This is a genomic window from Vreelandella aquamarina, from assembly GCF_044805175.1.
In the GTDB taxonomy this organism is placed as follows: Bacteria; Pseudomonadota; Gammaproteobacteria; order Pseudomonadales; family Halomonadaceae; genus Vreelandella; species Vreelandella aquamarina_B.
Genome location: NZ_CP085232.1, coordinates 3,116,128 through 3,140,596 on the forward strand (window position 1 = coordinate 3,116,128; position 24,469 = coordinate 3,140,596).

At 53.9% G+C, this 24,469-nt stretch carries 15 protein-coding genes, 1 pseudogene and 2 other annotated features; of the genes and pseudogenes, 7 read left to right on the top strand and 9 right to left on the bottom strand.

Going from position 1 to position 24,469, the window contains the following annotated elements:
- Positions 1-954: 954 nt before the first annotated feature.
- Positions 955-1,335, bottom strand: coding sequence for a hypothetical protein (locus LG300_RS14460; protein WP_404376006.1), 381 nt, complete (start codon positions 1,333-1,335; stop codon positions 955-957).
- Positions 1,336-1,678: 343 nt separating this feature from the next.
- Here LG300_RS14460 and LG300_RS14465 point away from each other — a divergent pair, with 343 nt between their 5' ends.
- The gene (locus LG300_RS14465) at positions 1,679-2,158 is read left to right on the top strand and encodes a hypothetical protein (RefSeq protein ID WP_404376007.1); all 480 of its coding nucleotides are present in this window, start codon (positions 1,679-1,681) and stop codon (positions 2,156-2,158) included.
- 128 nt (positions 2,159-2,286) lie between these two features.
- Here LG300_RS14465 and LG300_RS14470 read toward each other — a convergent pair.
- From LG300_RS14470 to LG300_RS14485, 4 genes and pseudogenes are all read right to left on the bottom strand, one after another.
- Positions 2,287-3,510 (bottom strand): annotated as a pseudogene (locus LG300_RS14470) (transposase); the annotation flags it as partial.
- Positions 3,116-3,232, bottom strand: a sequence feature (AL1L pseudoknot). It overlaps the preceding pseudogene by 117 nt.
- A gap of 12 nt (positions 3,511-3,522) precedes the next feature.
- Positions 3,523-4,458, bottom strand: a complete 936-nt coding sequence (locus LG300_RS14475) for a Y-family DNA polymerase (RefSeq protein ID WP_404376008.1) — start codon at positions 4,456-4,458, stop codon at positions 3,523-3,525.
- Complete coding sequence (locus LG300_RS14480) at positions 4,455-4,904, bottom strand: LexA family protein (protein ID WP_404376009.1); 450 nt, start codon at positions 4,902-4,904, stop codon at positions 4,455-4,457. The genes LG300_RS14475 and LG300_RS14480 overlap by 4 nt, the downstream gene beginning before the upstream one ends.
- A 163-nt stretch (positions 4,905-5,067) precedes the next feature.
- The gene (locus LG300_RS14485; protein WP_404376010.1) at positions 5,068-5,247 is read right to left on the bottom strand and encodes a hypothetical protein; all 180 of its coding nucleotides are present in this window, start codon (positions 5,245-5,247) and stop codon (positions 5,068-5,070) included.
- Positions 5,248-5,663: 416 nt separating this feature from the next.
- Between LG300_RS14485 and LG300_RS14490 the strand changes: the two genes are divergently transcribed.
- From LG300_RS14490 to LG300_RS14500, 3 genes are read left to right on the top strand one after another with little or no spacing between them, the layout of a single operon-like run.
- Positions 5,664-8,942: a site-specific DNA-methyltransferase gene (locus LG300_RS14490; RefSeq protein WP_404376011.1), complete on the top strand. Its 3,279-nt coding sequence runs from the start codon at positions 5,664-5,666 to the stop codon at positions 8,940-8,942.
- 3 nt (positions 8,943-8,945) lie between these two features.
- Positions 8,946-10,889, top strand: a complete 1,944-nt coding sequence (locus LG300_RS14495) for an ATP-binding protein (RefSeq protein ID WP_404376012.1) — start codon at positions 8,946-8,948, stop codon at positions 10,887-10,889.
- On the top strand, positions 10,886-13,708 hold the full coding sequence (locus LG300_RS14500) for a BPTD_3080 family restriction endonuclease (protein ID WP_404376013.1): 2,823 nt from the start codon (positions 10,886-10,888) through the stop codon (positions 13,706-13,708). Before LG300_RS14495 ends, LG300_RS14500 begins: the two co-directional genes overlap by 4 nt.
- Here LG300_RS14500 and LG300_RS14505 read toward each other — a convergent pair.
- From LG300_RS14505 to mtnK, 4 genes are all read right to left on the bottom strand, one after another.
- Positions 13,683-15,092 (bottom strand): tyrosine-type recombinase/integrase, encoded by a 1,410-nt coding sequence (locus tag LG300_RS14505; protein WP_404376014.1) that lies wholly within the window; start codon positions 15,090-15,092, stop codon positions 13,683-13,685. The two genes, LG300_RS14500 and LG300_RS14505, sit on opposite strands and share 26 nt — an antisense overlap.
- Positions 15,093-15,384: 292 nt before the next feature.
- On the bottom strand, positions 15,385-17,646 hold the full coding sequence (locus LG300_RS14510) for an ATP-dependent DNA helicase (RefSeq protein WP_404378047.1): 2,262 nt from the start codon (positions 17,644-17,646) through the stop codon (positions 15,385-15,387).
- The gene (locus LG300_RS14515) at positions 17,643-19,346 is read right to left on the bottom strand and encodes a VRR-NUC domain-containing protein (RefSeq protein WP_404376015.1); all 1,704 of its coding nucleotides are present in this window, start codon (positions 19,344-19,346) and stop codon (positions 17,643-17,645) included. Before LG300_RS14515 ends, LG300_RS14510 begins: the two co-directional genes overlap by 4 nt.
- A 45-nt stretch (positions 19,347-19,391) precedes the next feature.
- On the bottom strand, positions 19,392-20,654 hold the full coding sequence (gene mtnK / locus LG300_RS14520; RefSeq protein ID WP_404376016.1) for an S-methyl-5-thioribose kinase: 1,263 nt from the start codon (positions 20,652-20,654) through the stop codon (positions 19,392-19,394).
- Positions 20,655-20,913: 259 nt separating this feature from the next.
- Here mtnK and rimO point away from each other — a divergent pair, with 259 nt between their 5' ends.
- The 3 genes from rimO to LG300_RS14535 all read left to right on the top strand — a co-directional run bounded on the left by rimO (position 20,914) and on the right by LG300_RS14535 (position 24,241).
- Positions 20,914-22,269 carry a 30S ribosomal protein S12 methylthiotransferase RimO gene (gene rimO / locus LG300_RS14525; RefSeq protein WP_404376017.1) on the top strand — a complete coding sequence of 452 codons (1,356 nt, stop codon included), beginning with the start codon at positions 20,914-20,916 and terminating at the stop codon, positions 22,267-22,269.
- Between the two features lie 316 nt (positions 22,270-22,585).
- Positions 22,586-23,023 carry a hypothetical protein gene (locus tag LG300_RS14530; RefSeq protein ID WP_404376018.1) on the top strand — a complete coding sequence of 146 codons (438 nt, stop codon included), beginning with the start codon at positions 22,586-22,588 and terminating at the stop codon, positions 23,021-23,023.
- Positions 23,016-24,241 (top strand): IS3 family transposase gene (locus LG300_RS14535; protein ID WP_336275339.1). Its coding sequence is split into 2 segments (ribosomal slippage): positions 23,016-23,301 and positions 23,301-24,241, totalling 1,227 coding nucleotides; the frame shifts between segments, so codons are not numbered across the junction. Before LG300_RS14530 ends, LG300_RS14535 begins: the two co-directional genes overlap by 8 nt.
- Positions 23,294-23,410: a sequence feature (AL1L pseudoknot), on the top strand. Its footprint overlaps the gene before it by 117 nt.
- Positions 24,242-24,469: the final 228 nt, after the last annotated feature.

Sequence of the window (24,469 nt, forward strand, 5' to 3'; positions counted from 1 at the left end):
CTGAACACGACGAACAGGCTGGTGCTTCTGCTTTCAATTTCAGAGTAGGCTTGCTTACCCCTATGCACAAATGGCTATCCACTGCTTACCAAGGCTTTTAAGAAGCAGTGTTCTATTATTTTCTCCATCAGCCATAGAGCTTAGGAGGATACCCCTGGTTCACCGGTTGGAAGCAGAGTCGATTCACTACCCACTCAGTCATCTGACACTGACTGGCACCACTATCTTCTGTGCCATAACTCAGGCACATAGTGGAAAGTCTCTACATACAAGCACCAAGGACGGCGCTATATTGCCTTAGGCATTTTGATGCCTAAGGGAGCAGACGAGTACGTCACACCTTCAGTACCCACAGGACGTATAAGCCAGCACACATGAACGTGTATTTTCATAGGAATGAAAACGTGAAGAAGGTAACTGTAGCTTCAGTTCTTTTATTGGTTTCATTGGCTTTCGAAGCATCTGCCTGGGAACCAGTCACCCCAACGGTCACTTTCGGTCAAGAGAACAACAGTGGATGGGGTTCAAGTTCCAACAGAGAAACTCGCCAAGAAGAAACAACACGCTACCGTAGTAGCTCAGGAACTAGCTACCAATACGACCTCAACAACCCTGCTGATCGAGTTCGTTATGGGGCAGACCCAGCCGCTCAGATACGTGACCAACATGACCCCCGGGTCAATATCGATAGGAACAATTTGAACCAGTATGGTGGTGGTGCATACCGGTAACTGCTAGTGCTGTAGGCTGGTATCAAACTAGGTCACAACGCCGATGCCAGCTTTATGTCGTGGACAGGCAGAGTCCACCTAAGAACAGTGGAAATAACCACGAGTAAGATCATGGTTGTCACTGGTTTGGGTGACAAATTGAATACTTAGGGTAACCCAATTTGTCACGATCATGGATGACATCCCCGTGGTTTTGGCGTTGTTGGCTAAGATCAGCGGTTTATCACCGGGCGCCTGGTTTGAAGGTCAGTGTCTCAACTTTCCTGCCCGAAATATGTACATCGCACCGAATGTTGGTAAAGGCATGTGGCTTGAGGCAATCCAGCTCTACTGGTTTTCCCTCATAACTGCCTTGAAGGCTACCAGAGCCATCTTTATGTAAAGGCCCACGTACAGTACGAACACCATTTACGTAGAGAGATACGTCATACCTGATGTCGTTGACTAAAACACCGGGAATGATCTGCTGATCCATTTCCAAGTTGAGGGTATAAGCCTCCCCCGCCACCGTTGATTGCACATCACCACTTCCATGCTGGATGTTAGATGTGCAACCTGCCAGCCCCATCATGGCGCCTGCTACAAGTAAGATTCCTGGCTTCATTACTGTCCCTTGACTCAAAGCCCCTGTCACTACTGAGGCATAGATGAATAAGTAGGTACCACCATGAGCCAATAATCTCTAAAAAAGCACCGTGAGAATTATGGTCAGGGGCTCTCTTTACTGATCCTGCGCTTGGTTTCCAACAACACCCACTACTTAGCTTGCTGCCCTATATCAATTAAACCTAATTTCGGGATGACATTTGGCTAAATACAGTTAACATAACATTGCCCGATATCATGGGCCAAGGGCTCCAATATCGGAGCACTCGAAGCCTTTTATGGCTAATACAAAACGAATTAGCGAGATCACTCTCGCTCAAGGGATGACAAAGGTGGGATACATGAAACTTCAGGGAATGGGAAAACTGGTTCTGGCATTAGTCGCTATGGCTTTGATCACCGGCTGTGCTGCCAAAGCACCCTCCTCAAGCAATATGCAGGCAGCATTGCAGGGCTTTGAGCTGCCACAGCAACCCTCTGCTGATGAAGGCATGGTGTATGTGGTACGTCCTGAAATAACAGGCACCCTGGTTCGCTTTAATGTGTTTTTGAATGACCAAGAGGATGCGTCCGAGGTTGGCCATACCCGTGGTAGCCAGCATATCTATTTCCCAGTTGAGCCGGGACAGCACACGGTTTATTCCAAAGCGGAAAACTGGGCATCGATTGATGTAGACGTTGCACCAGGTGAAACGGTATTCATCCGTCAGCACGCTAAGATGGGCCTAGTAATGGCACGTAATACGCTGTCTCTGCTGAATGAGCTAGAGGGAGAGTACTTTGTCAAAGAGACTAACCCTGGCACCATGACGAATCGCTAGCATTTGATAACGCTGTGGAGCTCGGATTTACCAGAGAGCTTTACATCGGTTTGTGGGTCTATGTTGAATAGGCCCACAAACACTTTTGAACCGTACCGGTTTTCTCGGAGACCCGTTAGTTTGAGTCAAGCAGCCTTATTTGCCTGACTCTGTTGCTCATAATACATGGCTTCTCGCTCTGCTGGTGGGATGTGGCCAATCGGCTCCAGTAACCGCCGGTGATTGAACCAGTCGACCCACTCCAACGTTGCAAACTCAACCGCTTCTAGTTGCCGCCATGGTCCGCGTCGGCGAATCACTTCGGTCTTGAAAAGCCCTATCACGGTTTCAGCCATTGCGTTGTCGTACGAATCGCCCACGCTTCTGACAGAGGGCTCAATGCCGGCATCTGCTAAACGTTCCGTGTAGCGAATTGAGACGTATTGAACGCTTCGGTCGCTGTGGTGAATAAGATCACCTTTAGGTCGCTGAGGGCGCTCATGAAGCGCCTGTTCAAGCGCATCCAACACCATATCGGTTCGAGGTGTACTGGAAACTCGCCAGCCGATGATTCGGCGAGCAAACGCATCAATGACGAAGGCGACATAAACAAAGCCCTTCCATGTGGCAACGTAGGTAAAATCTGATACCCACAGTACGTTCGGCTGAGCTGGCTGAAACTGCCGCTTGACCAAATCCGCCGGACAGGCCTTGTTAGGGTCAGATACAGTCGTACGCACCGGCTTACCACGTATCACACCGCGCAGCCCCATTTGGCGCATCAGGCGAGCGACGGTGCAGCGAGCCACCGGAGTGCCTTCTCGGTGTAGTTGACGCCAGACTTTGCGGATGCCGTAGACACCGAAGTTCTCTTCTCAGACGCGCTGAATTTCGGCCCTCAGCCAGCGCTCACGTTTATTGCGGGGGAGGCGCTCGGTTGGGCTCGCGTGCGCGGGCACGATGCTCATAGTACGTCGACGGGGCGATCGGCAGGACACGGCAGATCGGCTCGACCCCGTATAACGCTCGGTAATCTTCGATAAAGTTGATCATCACTTCCCGCGGCGGTCGAGCTCCGCCTGGGCAAAATACGCAGAGGCCTTTCGTAGGATCTCGTTGGCTTGCTTCAACTCTCGGTTTTCACGCTCTAGCGCTTTGATCCGTTCACGCTCGGAGGTCGTAGCGCCTTCCCGACACCCTGTGTCACGCTCGGCCTGTCGGACCCAACTGCGCAGTGTTTCAGGCGTACAGCCGATTTTTGGGGCGATGGCACCGAGGGCTGCCCACTGGGAGGAATAATCTGCCTCGTGGTCGAAGACCATACGTACCGCCCGCTGGCGAACTTCAGGGGAATATCGATTTGATTTGCTCATGGCTCCATCCTCTCAAGGTTTGGAGCCTCCGGGAATCCCGGTACGGTTCAGAAGGTCTTCACGGAAGGGATTGGTGCGAACAAAGACCATCACAGCACTGGTGACACTGGCTTGCTTGCGAAGCTTTTCTCCTGCTCGACAGGCATGCTGCCTTAACGCTTCACGCAGATCGTGAGGGCTACTAGTCAGCCGGCCAAATGAACGAGATACCATGATTTGTTGTTTTGGCTCACTCATATCGTCCAAGTGAATAGCGGGCTGACCACGTAGCTCCCATACAATTCGCTCTTGAACCACAGAGAAGCGTCGACAAATGTGTTTAGGGTCTGCCTCTCGTAACTGCCAAGCAGTTTCTATCCCCATGACTTGTAACCTTTCACCTGTTCGGCGGGCAATGCCCCAAAGCTCTGTCACGGGTAGCTGCTTAAGTAAGGCAATGGTAACTGGGCTGTCAGCCTCTAGCAGACAGACACCCCGAAAAGCATCGTTCTTCTTTGCAGCGTGGTTCGCTACTTTGGCAAGCACCCTGGTCGGTGCAAATCCAACAGATACCGGAATGCCGGTCCATTGCCGTACGGTTTGGCGTAATAGCTGACCTCTCTCCTCTAGTGTTCCTGGTTCAAATCCTTGGAAGCCGACAAAGCTTTCATCAATGGAGTACACCTCAACATGGGGAGAGAACTCCGCCAGGACCTCATTGATGCGCCTAGACATATCGCCATACAGGGCATAGTTACTAGAAAGCAGAACCGTTTTCCGACGTATGTGGGGAGGCAGCAGATGCATGGGAGACCCCATTTTGATGCCCAATGCCTTGAGTTCGTTTGAGCGAGCTACGATGCATCCATCATTGTTGGATAGGACACCCACCGGTTTTCCTTCTAAACGAGGATTAAAGGCTCGTTCACAGCTCACATAGAAGTTGTTGCAATCGACTAGAGCCATCATGACAACATACTTCCCGGCAAGCTGTGGAGCACATGGGTGACCACGCCCCAAACATGAGATTCTCGACCGTCTAAAGGAATGGGCTTATAAGCAGGGTTACTGGCTTTGAGATAGGTTCGCTGGCCAATACGATCCAACTTCTTCACAGTGAGTTCGCCATCTACAGCGATAACGATGATGCGTCCGGGAAGGGCTTCCAGGCTTCTGTCCACCACAAGCAAATCACCGTGATGGACTCCATCACCAATCATGGAGTCCCCTTCGGCACGCACAAAGTAGGTAGCCGCTGGTCGTTTTACGACATAGCTGTGCAGATCTAGCTCTGTATCGAGGTGATCATCGGCCGGTGATGGAAAGCCAGCCCTAACAGCGCTGGAGAACATAGGTATAGGCTGGAAACTAGCCAGTGGATCAGCTTTTCCGACAAATGAAGCATTCAGTGACATGGGTATGGCCCTCCTTAAACTGTATATATAGACAGTCTCTTTATAGGAGAGGCCTTGTGCAAGGATGCTGACCATTACTTAGGCAGAAATAATGATAACTTATTGAACTAAAATAAATATTTCCCATATAAAAAAGGCTCCTTGCGGAGCCTAGCCTGCATTGCTACTCAAACCCTCGCACCACCCAACGCAACACCCAGCCTAAACCAATGGCCAGTATCCCTAGCAAAATCAACCCTTCGCTTTCAGCAAACAGGCCCATGAGGGCCATTATTAGACCAACGACTAACCACAACCGAATCCATCCCTTTTTCTCAACAAGGTCTTTTAACTGGTCAAGCATGTTCGTAGCTTCCTTTACTGGCACATCGTGTAAGTACCGACGCGGTTACAGATGACCGGCCGGTTTGGTTGATCTGGTTCTGCAAGGCTTGTAGGTTTCGGTTCACCCAAGCTGGGATATCGATTCCTTGAGCCTTTCCATGGTGGCAGCTGCCATTAGGTTGCAATCGCCTTTGTTTCATACTTTTTTTCTTGGATTGGGTAAAAAATCGTACAATCAAAACCTAATTCAACCTAGAAAAATTTCATCATCTTGGACTAATTGTCAGATCCAGGTTGGTACTCATGACAGCCCTAAAAACAGTGGGTTGGTGGCCGAAGTGACCATGTCCTTACGCTGTCGCCTTCTCATTTCTTGGTGGGTCAGGCACTATTTCGCCCTAATGACACCTTCTGATGTATGACAGGGATGCCCCCATGAGCCTTACCGATACCCAACTGCGTGAGTTAATTCTTTCAAGCGTTCCACAGGACGGCTCTACTGTAGGTAACGTCAAGTTACTGGGTTTGATTACTGATCAAGACAGCAGCATCGATAGAAGCGCCTTTGAGCGTGTACGCGATGCCCTGGTTGAGGAAGGCGTGCTGGGTAAAGGGCGTGGTCGTGGAGGATCTGTTTGCCTGGTTCAATCATCGGAGGTTGCCAACAAAGAACCCGACCTCACCCTGAAAATGCAGGAGGTGCCTGCTGAACCGCCACTGGCATCAGCACCCACCAGGAAAGCTCCTACCAGCAAAGCCCGCCAGAAGAAGGCCGACCAAGCTCAGGTGCTTTCCTACCGTCACGATGAAAAGCGCAAGAACAACCCACACGTAGGCATGGTGGATACCGCCAGCGATGGTGTAGAAGAACGAACCATGTGGGCGTATGACCCCCACTTAGACCCTGAGCTACAGTTTGACTCCTCTGCTAATCGTGCCCAGGTAGAAACGCTGATTGATGATGCCTTGGCATCGGGTGATCAAGAGCAGATGCGGGCAGCGTTAGAAGAGCTAAAGCGCCTTCAGTCGCCGTACCTTCAATGGGCAGGCAAAGCTGAACGAACCAGTTTTGACGTGGATACGGTTTCTCTGCACGTCCACGAGCGGATCGACCCAGCGACGATTCTGGGTGAAGTGCAAAAGCGCATGAAAGCTAGCCAGAAAAGCGGCAGTGCTTTTCAGCCGGATATGTTCCATGCGCCATTTGAAAACCTACCGTTACGTGAAGCCATCGACTTCTATAAGCATGAACGTGACTGGGCCAACCGCCTAATTGCCGGTGACTCCCTGCTGGTGATGAACTCCATGCTGCAGAAAGAAGGTATGGCTGGGCAGGTGCAGATGATCTATATCGATCCGCCCTACGGCATTAAGTACGGCTCCAACTTCCAGCCATTTACCCATAAGCGGGACGTGAAGGACCGCAAGGATGAGGATCTGACCCAAGAGCCGGAGATGATCAAGGCCTTTCGGGATACCTGGGAGCTGGGCATTCACTCCTATCTCACCTACCTGCGTGATCGGTTGTTATTGGCTCGAGAGCTACTCAGTGATAGTGGGTCAGTGTTTGTACAGATCTCTGATGAGAACCTACACCATGTCAGGGAACTTATGGATGAGGTATTTGGCACAAATAATTTCATCAGTGTTGTTGCTTTTCGAAAAACCTCTAGCTCCACATCAAACTTGTTAGCCGGCGTTTCTGACTACCTAGTTTGGTATGGAAAAAACAGAGAAGCTATAAAATATCGTCAGCTCTATCATGTGAAATCTATCGGTGGGCTGGGGTCTTCAGCATATGGAAAAATTAGATTACTTAACGGCCAACAAAGATCACTCACTAAAGCTGAAAAAGTATCACCAACCTCACTTCCAGAGGGGCGAGTCTTCCGTTTTGATAATCTCACTAGCCAAAGCCCTGGCACGAGATATGACGTATTACTCAAAGGGAGCTCATTTTATCCGAAAGGATACTGGAAAACAGACTCCTCCCTCATACAAAACCTTCTAAAAAGCGAACGGGTAGGAGTCAGCAAAGATAACCTCTATTACATTAGATTTATTGATGATTTTCCTGCTTTTCCCATCAACGACAGTTGGGACGACACCAGCATTGCTGGCTTTGCATCCGACAAACAGTACGTAGTAGAAACATCAACAAAAGTTATTGAGCGCTGTTTACTGATGACCACCGATCCTGGCGACCTAGTCCTTGATCCTACCTGCGGCTCTGGCACTACTGCCTATGTGGCCGAGAAATGGGGCCGGCGTTGGATTACCTGTGACACATCCCGTGTAGCTGTCACTTTGGCCAAGCAGCGCTTGATGACCGCCAGCTACGACTACTTCGATCTCAAGTACCCGCAAGAAGGTTTAAGCGGTGGGTTTATCTACAAGACCGTGCCGCATATCACCCTCAAATCGATTGCCAATAACCCCGAGATTGATCAAATTTATGATCAGTACCACCCTGCCATCGTTGAGGCACTGGGCTGGCTCAATGGTGAGCTGCAGAAAAAGTCAGCTCCCTCTTTCACGGTGACAGAAGGAGGCCGCAAGGGAGAGAAAGTTGACTTTACCGCCCCTGACCGTAAAACCACTACGCTCCCCAGCGGTGAAGAAGCCCCTATGAATGCCCTGCTGGAGTGGGAAGTACCCTTTGATTGGCCTAAAGAGTGGCCAGAAGAAGCGCTTCATGCCTTTGAGGATTTCCATAAACAACGTATTCGTATGCAACAGCGTATGGATGAAAGCATTGCCAACCATGCTGGCCAAGAAACGCTCTACGATCAGCCTGAAGCCAGCAAAGACAAGCTGCGTATTACCGGCCCCTTCACTGTGGAAGCCGTACCTTTTGCGACGGTGCTTGGTTTAGATGAGGCGGAACAACCCAAAGAGGCCGATGTGGCTGTTGCTCGTTCTGGTGCCACCTCACGCCATGCCCAGTGGCGGGATGAGCTATTAAAGGCGGGGATACGCGGCAAAGGCGGCCAGCACCTCAAATTGATGGACCTGAAGACTTTACCTAGTGGCCTGGAAAGTAAATATTTACATGCCATTGGCACAGTGGCTGATACTGGTGAGCGTGTTGCTGTTAGCTTTGGCCCGGAGTATGCCGCATTAGAACAGCGACAAGTAGAGATTGCCAAAAATGATGCCAGCGACCTTTTCCCTACTCCCAAGCTACTGGTGTTCTGTGCCTTCACCTTCGACCCTGAGGCCGCCAAAGATATCGACAGTATCCGAGGCATTCAGGCCTTACGGGTACAGATGAACACCGACTTGCTGACCGAAGACTTGAAGAAAAACAGCCGTAGCAACCAGTCTTTCTGGCTCATGGGTCAACCGGATGTAGAAGTTCATCAGCTAGAAGGTGGCAAGTTACAGGTAGAAGTACATGGCTTCGATTATTTTGATACTAAAACGGGCGAGCTGAAATCGGGTGGTAAGCGGGATATCGCGGTTTGGGAGCTGGACACCGACTACGATGACCGCTCGCTTTACCCACGCCAGGTGTTCTTCCCTATGGCTGGAAAGAAAGACGGCTGGTACAAGCTGAAGAAAGACATCCGTGCTGAACTCAATGAATCGCTGTTAGACCAGTACCACGGTACTAAATCGTTACCTTTCGAGCCAGGCAATAACCAGTGTATTGCGGTGAAGATTGTTGATAACCGAGGCATTGAATCGCTCAAAGTCGTTCGGTTGGATTGAGCCATGACCCAGCAACTTAGTTTATTTGAGGTACTGGCTCGCCATGAAGGGGTCGATACCGAGTACAAGGCAGCCAAAGGCGGGCTGCCTAAGAGCTTGTGGGAAACCTACAGCGCCTTTGCTAACACCGCAGGTGGCACGCTCTATCTAGGGGTAGAAGAAGGTGACGATGGCCCTAGCACCGCCGGGTTGAGCGACGTGGATGTGGAAAAGTTACGGGGTGATTTCTGGGTGACGATTAACAATGTCCAGAAAGTCAGTGCCAATATTCTTCAGGAGCATCACGTCAGTATCGAACGATATGGCGGTGATACCATCCTGGTGATTGAAGTGCCACGTGCTTCGAGAAGCGAACGCCCCGTTTATATTGGTGTAGACCCCTTCAAGGGAACCTATCGGCGTAACCATGAAGGTGATTTCCGCTGTAACGATGCGGAAGTACAGCGAATGTTCGCGGATCGTCTCGACCATGAACCTGCAGATAGCCGTATCCTGGCTCACTTCGACTTAGACGACTTGGATGCCGCTTCACTTAAGCAATTCCGAAATCGTGTGGCTTCACGAGTACCTGACCACCCTTGGCTTACTGAAGATGATATTGGCCTGCTCACTAAGTTAGGTGGTTGGCGTAAGGATCGTCGCACAGGTAGTACTGGCTTAACGGTAGCTGGGCTGTTGATGTTCGGCAAAACGGAAGCCATTCAAGACAACGAGGTACTCCCCGGCTTTCAGCTCGACTTTCGTGAGCGGTTAGCAGACGACGACAACATTCGCTGGAGTGACCGGTTGCATATCGATGGCACCTGGGAAGCCAATCTTTTTCAGTTTTATCAGCGCGTCTCACAAAAGCTGGCCCATGATCCGGCGCTGAAAGTGCCTTTCAATCAAGAACGACGTGGGTCTAGTGATGCCCATGAAGCTCTGAAAGAAGCCCTGGTGAATGCGTTGATTCACGCTGACCACTCTGGCCAGGGTGGCATCATCATTGAGCGCTTCAAGGATGCGTTTGAGTTTTCGAACCCCGGTACATTGCTGCTCTCACAAGAACAATTGGTCGCCGGAGGTGTGAGCGAGTGCCGTAACAAGTCGCTACAGAAGATGTTCCAATGGCTAGGCGTAGGCGATAAAGCAGGTTCAGGATTGGATAAAATTCGCCGTAGCTGGCACACCAATCTTTGGCAGCCACCTAGCTTGAGCGAGACGTTTCGCCCGGATCGCGTCAAGCTATCACTCCCGCTAATTAGCATGATGCCTGAAGATGTGCTCGATCGGCTTCACCAGTTGTTTGGTCCTGAGTTCAAGGCTCTTTCTCGTGATGAAGCTCAAGCCATCGTCATCGCTTCTACAGAAAACCAGGTCACTAACCAGCGTCTACAGGCAATGCTGACCCTACATCGTGTCGACATTACAGGGATGCTGGCTGGGCTCGTTGATAAGGGTTTTTTAGAGCCTCACGGCCGCAGCCGTGGCATGTACTACACCTTGGCAGAACCCAACCACCTCCACTCCGCAGGCATTGGCGCCGTTACTGCTGCGAACGACGATTCCAGCAGCTCCCTAGCATCTGAACCTAGCTCCCTAGCATCTGAACCTAGCTCCCTACTATCCGAGGATAGCTCCCTAGAATCTGAAAACGATGCTAGGCCTGTGACTGAGTTAGAAGAACGTTTCGGTAAGGAGGCTGCTGACTATCTTTGGCAGATTGCTAGCCCCACTCGTGGGAAAAAGCCTCCTGCAGAGGCAGTGAAGCAAATACTGCTCACCCTTTGCCAAGGGCGTTACCTCAGCGTATATGAGCTTGCTACGTTGATGCAGCGTAACAGTGAAAGCTTACGCCACAGTTACCTTAAGCCTATGGTCCTCAATCAACAGCTAGCTTTGCTGTATCCCGACACACCCAACCATAGCCAGCAAAAATATACCGCGGTAGAAGGAACCACCGAATGAGCCATCCATCGCTGATCATCAACTCGCCTTATGATGTACCAACGGCTTACTGGGAGCGGGATGATAAGAAGCTGAATTTACAGCAAGGACGACGCCCTGCTGCCTATGAGATTTTTGATACCCGAAATAACACCACTCGCTCAGAGTCACTGGATCAGGTCAATCACATCCGCAAACGTGTTGATGAGTGGCGTGAAGACGGCTACCCAGGCGTTACATCGGTGACTCGCCAGTTGTTAGAGCACTGGCATGAGCGTGGTGAATGGGATGCCGATAGCTGCCGCTGGGAAGGAGGCCCACGCCAGTACCCCTTCTATTTCTGCCAACTGGAAGCCATCGAAACGCTGATTTGGTGGTTGGAAGCTCAAGAGCAGTATCGGCAAGGTATTTACCTCCAGGGTGATGGTGGACCGTGGGAGCGCATCTGTAACAAGATGGCCACAGGTTCAGGTAAGACATCCGTTATGTCGTTAATTATTACCTGGCAGACACTGAACGCCCTTCAGTACCCTAAAGATCGACGCTACTCCAAGGCTGTATTTATCGTCACACCTGGCTTGACGGTGAAGAGCCGCTTGCAGGTCTTGATGCCTAGCCACCCACAAAACGTCTATGACGAGTTCAATCTTTGCCCTAATGAAGCCATGCGGCAGCAACTGAACCAAGTGCAGCTGGTTATCGAAAACTGGCATACCTTGATGCCTTTAAAAGAACAGGATCGTTCTGTGGTTCGGAAAGGCAAAGAGAGTGACGAAGCCTTTACCCGCAGAGTACTCGGTAAGCTAGCGAATGAGCGGGACATTATCGTCATCAACGACGAGGCCCACCACGCTTACCGCAAACCAGCTGAAGCCAAAATCAGTAAAAAGCAGGCTGAAAAGCTTGGCATCGACCTGGACGAGGCCACCCGCTGGGTTGAGGGGCTGGATCGTATTCATAAAACTCGCCGCATTCGCCGCTGCTTTGACCTTTCAGCCACACCGTTTGCACCTACCGGTAAAAGCAATACGGATGCTGGCTTGTTTGAGTGGATTATTTCCGACTTTGGTTTGAACGATGCTATTGAAGCCGGTTTAGTAAAAACACCACGAGTGGTTGTACGCGATGATGCACTCGCCAATGCCAAAACCTATGCTAGCAAGCTTTACCACCTTTACCGTGAAGATGAGGTGAAAGAAGACCTGAACCGTAAAGCCGAAGTCACGGCTCCCCTGCCTGATTTAGTGCAGAAGGCCTATGCACTGCTCGCTTATGATTGGCAAGAAACCAAACAGCAATGGCAAAACGCTGGGCATACCATTCCGCCTGTCATGCTGACCGTATGTAATCGTACCGAGACAGCTGCACGCATTGAACACTTCTTTAATAGCGGTGATTGCTTGATCTCTGGCACCCAAGCACCAGAGGCTACGTTGCGAGTAGACTCAAAAGTGTTGGAAAAGGCCGAGAAGGGCGAGAGCATCACGAAAGATAAGCTGTATGCACAACGTCTTGAAGCAGTCATTGAAGCCTCTGGCTTGCCGGAAGATAAGAAAAAAGATCTATTAGCCAACAAACAAGAGGTACAGCTACGCGCATTGGTGGATACGGTGGGCAAGCGTGGGCAACCTGGCCAACAGCTACAGAACGTGGTTTCTGTGGCGATGCTTTCTGAAGGTTGGGATGCGGCGAATGTGACCCACATTATGGGCTTACGTGCCTTCACCAGTCAGTTGCTATGTGAGCAGGTCATCGGGCGTGGGCTGCGCCGTGTTTCCCACGATATGGATGCAGAAAAGAAGTTTCTACCGGAGTATGTGAACGTCTTCGGTGTGCCCCTTTCTATTTTTCAAGATGAAAGTGGTGGCGGCGATCCACCTCCTCCACCCAAGCCCAGTGTTCGGGTAGAAGTCGAAACTGGACGCAATCATTTGGAAATTCGTTGGCCTAATGTTGATCGGGTCGATAACGTGCTGAAGCCTGAACTGGTGATGAATTGGGCAGGCGTACCCGACCTTAAACTTGACCCTGGGCAAACCCCTTTAAACGCCGATATAGCGCCTTCATTAACAGGCTCACCTAATTTGGCAATGGTGAAAGAGATTGATCTTGAAGATGCCGTTCAGGACTTCCGCTTACAGAACTTAGTCTTTAGGGCTGCACGTAAGCTCTACCAGCAAAATACGGATGCCTTCGGTGGTGACAAGCAGTATCTAGCCGTGCAACTAATCCGTATTGTCGAGCAGTTCCTGGACAGTGATAAGCTCGACATACCAAGCCTTTGGCATCAAGACCCTATTCGTCGTCGACTGTTATTTGCTCTGAACATGGATACGGTAGTGGCGCATGTTAGCCGCTTTGTTACAGAGCAAAACATTGAGCGGCAAGAACTTATCTACGACGAACATCAACCGATTGGTTCAACTGCTTACATGCGCCCTTGGTTAACCACTAAGCCATGCGCCCCTACCCAGCGTTCGCAGATTAGTCATGTCGTGTACGACAGTACTTGGGAAAAAATGGTAGCGGATATCTGTGAGCAGCATCCTGATATCTCAGCATGGGCTAAGAATGACCATTTGGATTTCAAACTCCGCTACCTATGGCGTGGTTCCTCTCGTAATTTCGTGCCTGACTATTTAATACGCTTTACCAATGGCAAAACCCTGGTTCTTGAAGTGAAAGGCCAAGACAGCCCGCAAAATGCAGCAAAGCGTGCCGCTATGGATATTTGGATAAAGGCGGTGAACACCCAAGGAGGATTTGGTCATTGGGTGTTCAGTACTGTCTTTGATCCATCGAAGACCCGTGATGTTATTGAGCAGGCATTGGCTGGTTAGTAGCACTTGGCCTCTCACAGGGTAGCCTATCCGTTAGGTGTTCCTGTGAGTTGGCTACAGCAGAGACAGCAAATGATTCCACAATGTCGCGGGTATGGTCGGGCCTAAGGTGGGCATAGTGCTGAATTGTCGTCTGGATATCATTGTGTGCCATCAGTCTGGACACTGCTAGCAGATCGGCTCCAGCCATGACCAGCTGCGATGCAAAATTGTGGCGAAGGGTATAGAGCACCAAGTCATCAGGTAGCTTGGCAAACGCTCTGACCTTCGCCCATGGCTTTTGCATAGCGGTTCTATCAAAGCGCTTTCCTGTTAAAGGGTTAGGAAATACCAGCCCTGTTTTAGGCTCCCCTTGCTGCTTGTGCCAAGTCGCAAGCACCTCAGTGACTGAACTGGAGAGAGGGAAGGTCTGTGGTTCAGGGTGGTGGTGCGCTGTCTTCTCAATAGTTTTTCTAACGACTTTGAAGGGCAAATTGACGTGCTCCCAGCGGAGTCCTGCAATGTCTCCTGGACGAAAGCCTGTGTAGTACATGAACAGAATCCACGGCTTCACATGATCGACATAGGCCACTTGATCCAGGTCTGGAAGAAAGGCCTTACCGTGTGCTCGACTACTACGTCGCTGCTTACGCTTCTCCTCTTGATACAGCTCTAAGCCTAGAAAAAGTGCATGTACTTCTTCTGGCTCAAGGTAGCGCCGCTCATTACCCACAGATGCTAGCTCCTGCTCTGTCATGGCTGGTTTCTGGAGCTTGATACCCTTGAGTGGATTAGTAGGAATGACTTTTCGCTCAGCGGCATGAGCGAGCAAGGTATGGAGTGCCCCAAAGTCACGCTTCATGGTAGAGAAGGCACGTGGTTTATTAGGTACTTTGCTATTGGGCTTAGAAGGCTTCATGGCCTCTTGTGCTGCCTGCCAACGTTCAACATCCGCACGTGTAATGCTACCCATAGGCCTATCAAGCCAGTCAGCAAAGGCTTTACGCAGACGGCTCAACGTAGCTTGCCCGCCTTTCTTACGGCTTTGATAAGCTTTGTAGGGGCCGGCCAGATAAGAACGAATCGTTTGCTGTGCTTGTAGCTGATGATCAAATTTAGCCTGCTCAGCAACGGCACGGGGATCTTTACCCTGAGCAATGTCAGCCAATGCTTCCTTTGCCAACTGGCGGGCTTCTTCCGCGGTAACCTCACCATAGCGGCCAAGCGTCAGCACACGACGTTGGCCGAGCGTGTTGTAGTAAGACAGTCGACAGGCAAGGCCACGCTTACCTGAGCGGATGTGGTAACCACCTAAGGCGGTGTCCCACACCTCGTGGCCATCAGGTAACGTTTTGGTCAAGCGATCCAATGTACGGGTCGTCAAGCTAGCGGTTGTTTTAGCCATCAAGGTCACCTTTTTCTAGGTTCCAAATAGGTTCCAGAGGTTGGAAATTACCCTTATGGCTCAGCAAAAAGATGACAAGGCAGAACGATAGTAACTCTTTGAGAAAAATGGACTAACCGCACATAACAAAGAGATCGCCTATTACCCACTCAACCCCCTAAATCTCCTTCGGGAGGCAGAGGTCGTAGGTTCGAATCCTGCTATTCCGACCACGAATTTAATGAAAACGGCCACTTAGCTCTTAGAGCAAGTGGCCGTTTTTGTTTCTGCGTTTTTACTTTCTTTAGGGCGATCAGCCCACCTGCCACCAGCGCGGCAGCAGTGCGCGCACTTTGGCTTGGGCAAAGCGGTCATCCATCAATACCACCACCCCTTCATCGTCGGGGCTGCGGATCACCCTTCCCGCGGCCTGCACCACTTTGATCATGCCAGGAATGCGGTAGGTGTAGTCGTCACCTTGACCAAAACGCGCCTGCAACCGGGCTTTTAGCGCTTCGTTGAAGTCGTTAAACGGCGGCAGGCCCAGCGTGGCCACGAAAGCACCGATCAATCGCTCGCCGGGCAGGTCGATTCCCTCCGCGAAGGCACCGCCCAGCACGGCAAAACCAATGCCTTTACCGCCGGGAACAAAGCGCGCCAAAAACGCCTCGCGTTCGGGTTCCTGCATGTTGCGAGTCTGCGCGAACACGGGAATAGCGGGGTGCGCCTGCTCAAACGCGCCCATCACCTGCTCTAGGTAGGCAAAGCTGCTGAAAAACGCTAAGTAGTGCCCCGGCTTGCACTGATAGTGCTCCGCCAGCGTTGCCACAATAGATGGCACCGAGGCAGCGCGGTGATGATAGCGGGTCGAGATATCGCTACGCACATAAACCTCTAGCTGCTGCGCCACAAAGGGAGACTCCACCTCGCGCCATACGCTGCGCTCCGGCAGCCCCAGCAGGTCGCGGTAGTAGCAAAACGGCGACAACGTGGCGGAAAACAGCACCGCGCAGTGGGCGCGCTTAAAGCGCGGGGCGAGAAAGTCCGCCGGGATCACATTGCGTAGCCCAAGCACCGCACTCCCCTTGCCTTGGATCTCCAAGTCGCACAGCGAGTGGTCGCCGAACGATTCCGCTAAGCGGCAGAACGCCAGCGCTTCAAACAGCAACTCTTGAAGCGCCTGATTCGCCCCTTCGGGGTGCTCCACCAGATAATCAGTAATCGCCCCGGCCAGGGTATGCAGTGCGCCCACCAGCTTGGTGGGCAGCGCTTCTAGCAAGTGGTAATGCCGCTCCGGCGCTTGGGCAGTTGCCTCTTTATTGAGCGCCTGCCACTGCCTGCCCACCCGGGCTAACGGCTTGGCTAGCGCAGGCGGGGAGTGGCGGCGTAGGTAGCTCAAGCGCTGCTGGGAAAGTGCTGCGCTGTACATGCCGCGGGCACGCTCTACCAGGTTATGCGCTTCATCCACCAGCAGCCCCACCCGCCAGTCGTTGGCCTGGGCAAGCCCGTGCAGCAGCGCGTGGCTATCGAACCAGTGGTTCACATCCCCCACCGCCACATCCGCCCAGCGGGCCAGCTCCTGGCCCAAATAGTAGGGGCAGACCTGATGCGCCAGCGCCACCTCGCGCAGCGCATCGCGGTCCAGCCAGCCGTTTTCCACCGCCGCTTGGCGGGCGGCAGGCAAGCGGTCGTAAAACCCTTTGGCCAGCGGGCAGGCATCGCCCTGGCAAGCGGTGCCGGGGTATTCACAGGCTTTATCGCGGGCCACCAGCTCCAGCACCCGCAGCGGCTGCGCGGGGGCACCTAGGCTCGCCAGGGCGTCCAACGCCAAGCGGCGGCCGGGAGTTTTCATGGTCAGAAAGGCGATGCGGTCAAGCCGCTGGCGGGGCATCGCGGAGAGCATGGGAAACAGCGTGCCCAGGGTTTTGCCAATGCCGGTAGGGGCCTGGGCCAGCAGGCAGCGCCCGGTGCTGGCGGCTTTGAATACATCCTCGGCCAACGCCCGCTGGCCGGGGCGAAAATCCGCGTGGGGAAAAGTAAGGGTAGCAAGCCACGCATCGCGGCGCTCGCGGTGGGCAGTCTCCTGCTCGGCCCAGGCTAAAAAGCGCTGGCACTGGTCGGTAAAGAACGCATCAAGCTCTGTGGCACTGGCCTCCAGGGTCAGCCGCGTTTCCTGGCCGCTAGCAATATCCAAGTACACCAGCGCTAGCGTGATGTGCGAAAGGCCGCACTCGGCGCAGAGCAGCGCGCCGTACACCTTTACCTGGGCCCAGTGCAATGCTCGCTGGTTATCCGCCATGCGCGCCAGGCTACCGCGATGGGTTTTGACCTCTTCAACGCAATTCGCCGCCACATCGAAGCCATCGGCGCGGCCCGCTACGCGTAGCCCCTGATGTTCACCGGAAAGCGGCAATTCGGCCAGGTAGCCCGGTATGTTTTCCCGCCGCTTGGCTACCAGCGCGTGGCCTTCAATGCCCTCTTGGGCGCTGGGAGCGGGGGTAAAGCGGTGGTCAAGGTCGCCCTCACGGGCGGTAAAGTCGCACAGCGTGCGTACCGCGACCCGATAGCGGCTCATGGCGCGGGCTGCCAGCGCACGTGGCACACCTCGACCGGCATGTCGTGGCGGCAGAAGAAGTCGATCCAGCGGCGCTGGTTATCCTGCAGCCGGTCGCCGGGGCCTTTCACCTCAATCATGCGATAGCGAGGCTCCCCGGCGGGCGCATCGGGCGTGAGCTGAATGAGATCCGGCAGGCCCGCGCGGTTGTGCTTTAAGTCGCTCAGCAAGCGGGTAAAGCAGGCGCGCAGATGCGCGGCGGGTAGGCAGCTAAGCGCGGCTGTTAATAGCGGTTCGCTCAGGATACCCCAGTGCACAAACGGCGAGGTAATGCCCTGCTTAGCCTGCCAGGTCGCCCGTATCGTCTCGCGGTAGCGCCCGTCGTCTAGCTGCGCCAGGCAGGCGTCGATCTCGGCTTGGCGCTGGCGAACGAAATCCTCGCGGTACAAATCTGCAGGCCCGCTGTGAAACGGATGAAAAAACGCCCCCGGCAGCGGTTTGAAAATCGCCGGCCAGAGCAGCAGGCCAAAAAGCCCGGTGATCAGGCTGTTTTCCACATAGAACACCGGGGCACTGACGGTGGATAAGTACTCGGCAACGGCACGCTCCACCGGCTGCGGGCCGGGAAGCTCCAGCACGTAGGCCGGGGCGTCAGCCGTTTTTGGAGCATAGGGCGTGGGCTGGTTCAACTTGCGCGCCAAGCGCGGCAACAAGCGACCCAGCGCTTGGGCTTCGCTCTCCCCCGCCTGCTCGCACGCGGCCTGGGCGAGTTCATAAGCCTCTGAATAGCGTCCCAGGCGCTCCAACACTCGCAGCCTGCGTATGCGTGCCTCGCTGTTATTCGATTCAGCGTAAAGTGAAACCGCCAGCTCCGCATCGCCACTGCGCTCCACCGTGCGCCCTAGGGTGAGCAGCAGTCGCGAGCGGCGGGCATCTAGCCAGCGGTTACCGGAGGCGGCGGGTGCGGCGGCGGCCAGTTGATCTGGCGGTTCGCCGCTCTCCAGGCGCTCGCGCAGGCGGTGCAGTGCCAAGTAGGTGTCCACCTCTTCCCGATGCTGAAACGCCCGCGATTCTGCGGTCAGTGGCACCTGCTCAAAACGCTGTAGGCCAAGCTCGGTGAGCACAAACTCGGCCCAATCCTGGCGCAGGTTGCCAAAAAACATCAGCCGCAAGCGGTCGCACAGCGCCATGATGCCAAGCCGAACGATCCGTGTCGTCGCCTCTGGCCACCACTGGCTAAGCGGCATTGCATCGGTGAGCACCGGCGTTAACGCCGCCTGAAGCGCTGTTTTGGTGGCGTTAGACGGCAGCCCAACGGAACTCATAGAGGCTTGCAAGGCGTCGCGCAGCTCGCTTAGGCGCAGCAGCCGAAATAGCTCCTGCACGCTGAGCAGCGGCGCGTCATCCACCCAGCCAAGGGCCAGCAGCGGCGCCAACGCCTGATGGGTATCGCCGATTTCGGGGTAGCGGAGCTTATCCACCCGAAACAGCTCGCCTTTACGCATCACCATCCGCACTAAAAGCGCTTGAGAAGCGCGCGGCAGCTGCGACCACTGCCGGAGGGCGTGATGCTCCTCGGCATTAAGCAAATCACCGTGGCGTGCCTGCACCCACGCGACCACAAAGCGGAAGTTCGCTAGGTAGTAGAAAGGGTCATCAAAGGAGGCGGTCGCCGCAAATGCAGCTTGGCTTGTTTTATCAAAAACGCAGTCGCTGCTCATGGCGAAACGCCCCTCTCTCGTCATCTTAAGGCTTTGACTAACCGCTTACAGCACTGCCTTCTGGTTATATGTTTTGGCGAGCGCCGTCAGTGCGTTTAGGTCACAGTAGGCTTCCGGTTCCAGAATCAGCGCTTGGCCCATCAGCACGTTGCGTGCTTCAAGCTTGGCGCGTAGCGCGGTGTCTTCGATCTCTTCAAAGTCGGCGTTGTGAGCCAGCGACAGCACGCGGCGGTGCATTTCAATGCCGCAGTAGGCCAGCGCATCCAGGCGGATCTCTTCTAGCAGTGCATCGCAGGCGTCGTCGGCGCTGTTGCCCTGGGCTTCAAACAGTGCTTTGGGGAACAGAATGCCGCTGCGCTCGGTTTGCCAAAGGTGGCGAAACTCTTCGTCGAAGCGAGTAAAGCACGCGGTAATCACTTCTAAAATCCACGTTTGATACGCTTCCAGATCGCCTTCTGCGCGGTGGGCAGGCTGGCTGAAGTAGGCCATGAAGAAGTTGGCTACCGCCATGCCCAAGTCAAACGCCATCGGGCCATACTGGGAAAACTCAGGGTCAATCACCCGCACGCTGGTGTCGGTGGCCATGATGGAGCCAGAATGCAAATCGCCGTGCAGCATGGTTTCGGTGTTGGCGGTAAACTTCATCAGCAGCCGCTGCACCTTGGCTTTCAAGCGTGCGTTGCGACGCAGCTCATCCACCACCGGCGAAAGCTCCGGCGTATGGCGGTTCATCTCGGCACCGTAGTAGGGGTCGGTGAATACCAGGGATTCGGTAATCGCGGGGATAGCGACATTGCCGGAAAACAGGCCCACATCGGCCTTTTTATCGGGGCTTGGCATGGAGAGTTCGGAGCCACGAAACGCCGTGCGGGCACAGAACTCACCGATGGTTTCGCCAAGTCTGGCCACTCGCTCGCCGTTGATCAGCTTACGCCGCAAAATCACATGGGGGTGGAGATACTCCATCACGATCAGCGCCTGGGGCTTATCGAAGTAGTACACCTCGGGGGCCACGCCCGGTGCCCGCTTGGCCTGGCGTACCAGGGCGTAATACTCGAAATGGGCGCGGTAGAGCGGCAGCGGCCAGCTTTCGCCCACCATACGCACGTAAGGCAGCGCCTGTTTGACTACCACGCTGCCGGTACTGCCCGTCACAATAAACACCAGATTGAGGTTGCCATCGCCCACTTCGCGGATTTGCCACTCAGCGGGGTTGCCACCTACGCGGCTTGCCACCGCCTCCACACCGCCTAGCCGCTGGGCCAGGGTATCTACCTCTAACGCTTGATAGGTCTGCTCGTTTGCCACTGCTGGTTCCTCACGCAAAATGGGTGTGTGTTTGTCATACCCACGCGGCGTTGTCAATTCAGCGAGGGTGAAGTCGATCTGACCTGGGGGCACCCAAAAAGATAAAACAACAGGCCGCCAAGAGTTTCCTCTCACCACACATATACCGATCAGCTCACCTAAGAGTTTGCAGCGTTAGGTTAGGGCGCTAAAATGCCGCCTTTTATTTTGGGGCCTGTGCATAAAGCGATAGCCCCCGCTCTACTCCGTGAGGCTCGCTATGTCCACACCCAAGGTCGGTTTTGTATCACTGGGCTGCCCCAAGGCGCTGGTCGATTCCGAACGCATCCTGACCCAGCTGCGTACCGATGGGTATGAGATCGTACCCACCTACAACGATGCCGATGTGGTGGTCGTTAACACCTGCGGTTTCATCGACAGCGCGAAGGCGGAGTCGCTGGATGCCATTGGCGAGGCGATCGCTGAAAACGGCAAGGTTATCGTGACCGGCTGCATGGGGGTGGATGAAGCAGTTATCCGCGATGTGCATCCTAACGTGCTTGCGGTAACAGGCCCCCAGCAGTACGAACAGGTGGTCAGTGCCGTCCACAGCGCCGTGCCGTTTGTGAGCCAGTACGATCACCGCATCGACCTCGTACCTGCCCAGGGCATCAAGTTAACTCCCCGCCACTATGCTTATTTAAAGATTTCCGAGGGCTGTAACCATACGTGCAGCTTCTGCATTATTCCTTCCATGCGGGGCAAGCTCGTTAGCCGCCCGGTGGGCGAGGTACTGCGCGAGGCTGAATCGCTGGCCCGGGCTGGCGTTAAGGAGCTGCTGGTAATTTCACAGGATACCAGCGCTTACGGCGTTGACCTTCGCTATGCGGAGAACGAGTGGCACGGACGGCAGGTAAAAACCCGCCTGACGGAACTATGCGACGCGCTCTCCGAGCTGGGTATTCGCGTGCGCCTGCACTATGTCTACCCCTACCCGCATGTGGATGAGCTGATTCCCTTGATGGCGGAGGGGAAAATCCTGCCTTATTTGGATATCCCCTTCCAGCACGCCAGCCCCAAGGTGCTGAAAGCCATGAAGCGCCCCGCTTTTGAAGACCGCACCCTAGAGCGCATCAAACGCTGGCGCGAGCAGTGCCCTGAGTTGACGATTCGTTCGACTTTTATCGTCGGCTTCCCCGGCGAGACCGAAGAGGATTTCCAGTACCTGCTGGACTGGCTGACCGAAGCGCAGCTTGACCGCGTAGGCTGTTTCCAATACTCCCCGGTGGAGGGTGCTCCCGCCAACGAGCTCGGCTTGGCACAAGTGCCAGATGACGTGAAGCAAGAGCGCTGGGAACGCTTTATGGCGCACCAGCAGGAGATTTCCGCCGCTCGTCTCCAAGCCAAAATCGGCAGTGAGATCAGCGTTCTGGTGGACGAGGTAGACGATGAGGGCGCGATTGGCCGAAGCGAAGCCGATGCACCAGAAATCGACGGCATGGTCTACCTGGAGAGCCGCCATGCCCTACGCGCGGGCGATGTAGTGCGAGCGACCGTTACCCACGCCGATGAGTATGACCTGTGGGCGGAAGTGGTCGACACACCGCAGCCTCTTAACTTTATTGATGCGGGCTAGCCTTATCCCAGTAGGGCGTATCGCCAACAGTGCGCACACTAGGTAAGCCTAAGCCATAAACCCCAACACCTTCGACGAGCGCAGGCGGTTGTCAGGATAAGTCGCGTAAACGCTATCCAGACAGCTATCGTCGGAGGCTTCCAACCTACTCCGTATGTGAGACATTCCCGCGTCAACCGCCTTTTCCACGAGATATCCTTGCTTACATCACACCCGTGACTGCTCAAAAGTTAGAAATATTGTAAGCCTGTCCAGTATCGCCAAAAGCAAAGCTTCCCGGTAAATCTATTACCAACGATGCAGACAGGAAATCCAGATGAAAACGCTCCCAGCCGATTCTAGTGTAAGAACCCCGCTAGATAGATTGCTACAAGAGGACCTTCGTTCTCAAATTGGCCCTGAAGCAGAGTCAGGATGCCTTGTTTTAATAAATGCTCAAACCGGAATTGGAAAAACCCACACCATCAAGCAGCTGATTATTGAAGAGCTCGTTGCCTCTATTAACGGATCTCGGCCTGCCCAAACGATTTACTACATCACCAATTCGGTGGACAACGTTCGCCAAACCCACCGGGAGTTGATCGACCTAATTGATGAGCAACAAATTGGAGGAAGCCCCAGGTTCTCCAGCAGCGAAAAGGATATTCTGAAACGCAAAATTGTTTACCTCCCCAGACAGGGAAGCCAATTACTGGATGAACCGTACCGGGATTCCCGGAGGCTCCAAACCTTGAGAGGATGGAGCCATGAGTAAATCAAATCGATATTCCCCTGAAGTTCGCCAGCGGGCGGTACGTATGGTCTTCGACCACGAGGCCGATTATTCCTCCCAGTGGGCAGCCCTCGGTGCCATCGCCCCAAAAATCGGCTGTACGCCTGAAACACTGCGCAGTTGGGTCCGACAGGCCGAGCGTGACACAGGGCGTCGGGAAGGCGCTACGACCTCCGAGCGTGAACGGATCAAAGCGCTAGAGCGTGAAAACCGAGAGTTGAAGCAAGCCAACGAGATCCTACGAAAGGCCTCTGCGTATTTTGCCCAGGCGGAGCTCGACCGCCGCGGGAAGTGATGATCAACTTTATCGAAGATTACCGAGCGTTATACGGGGTCGAGCCGATCTGCCGTGTCCTGCCGATCGCCCCGTCGACGTACTATGAGCATCGTGCCCGCGCACGCGAGCCCAACCGAGCGCCTCCCCGCAATAAACGTGAGCGCTGGCTGAGGGCCGAAATTCAGCGCGTCTGGGAAGAGAACTTCGGTGTCTACGGCATCCGCAAAGTCTGGCGTCAACTACACCGAGAAGGCACTCCGGTGGCTCGCTGCACCGTCGCTCGCCTGATGCGCCAAATGGGGCTGCGCGGTGTGATACGTGGTAAGCCGGTGCGTACGACTGTATCTGACCCTAACAAGGCCTGTCCGGCGGATTTGGTCAAGCGGCAGTTTCAGCCAGCTCAGCCGAACGCACTGTGGGTATCAGATTTTACCTACGTTGCCACATGGAAGGGCTTTGTTTATGTCGCCTTCGTCATTGATGCGTTTGCTCGCCGAATCATCGGCTGGCGAGTTTCCAGTACACCTCGAACCGATATGGTGTTGGATGCGCTTGAACAGGCGCTTCATGAGCGCCCTCAGCGACCTAAAGGTGATCTTATTCACCACAGCGACCGAGGCGTTCAATACGTCTCAATTCGCTACACGGAACGTTTAGCAGATGCCGGCATTGAGCCCTCTGTCGGAAGCGTGGGCGATTCGTACGACAACGCAATGGCTGAAACCGTGATAGGGCTTTTCAAGACCGAAGTGATTCGCCGACGCGGACCATGGCGGCAACTAGAAGCGGTTGAGTTTGCAACGTTGGAGTGGGTCGACTGGTTCAATCACCGGCGGTTACTGGAGCCGATTGGCCACATCCCACCAGCAGAGCGAGAAGCCATGTATTATGAGCAACAGAGTCAGGCAAATAAGGCTGCTTGACTCAAACTAACGGGTCTCCGAGAAAACCGGTACGGTTCAGGAAGTAGCTCCCACTTGCGTTGAACAAATCATCCAACTTTTTGACCTTCAAGCAGACAAGAAGCTCCAACAAGGTTGGCAGCAAATTCGCAAACTCCAACGCCTCACAAACGGAAACCCAAGTTTAAAGCCTGTCCTACAGGACACGCTGAATCAACACGCCACTGAAATCTATCGGTTACTCATTAG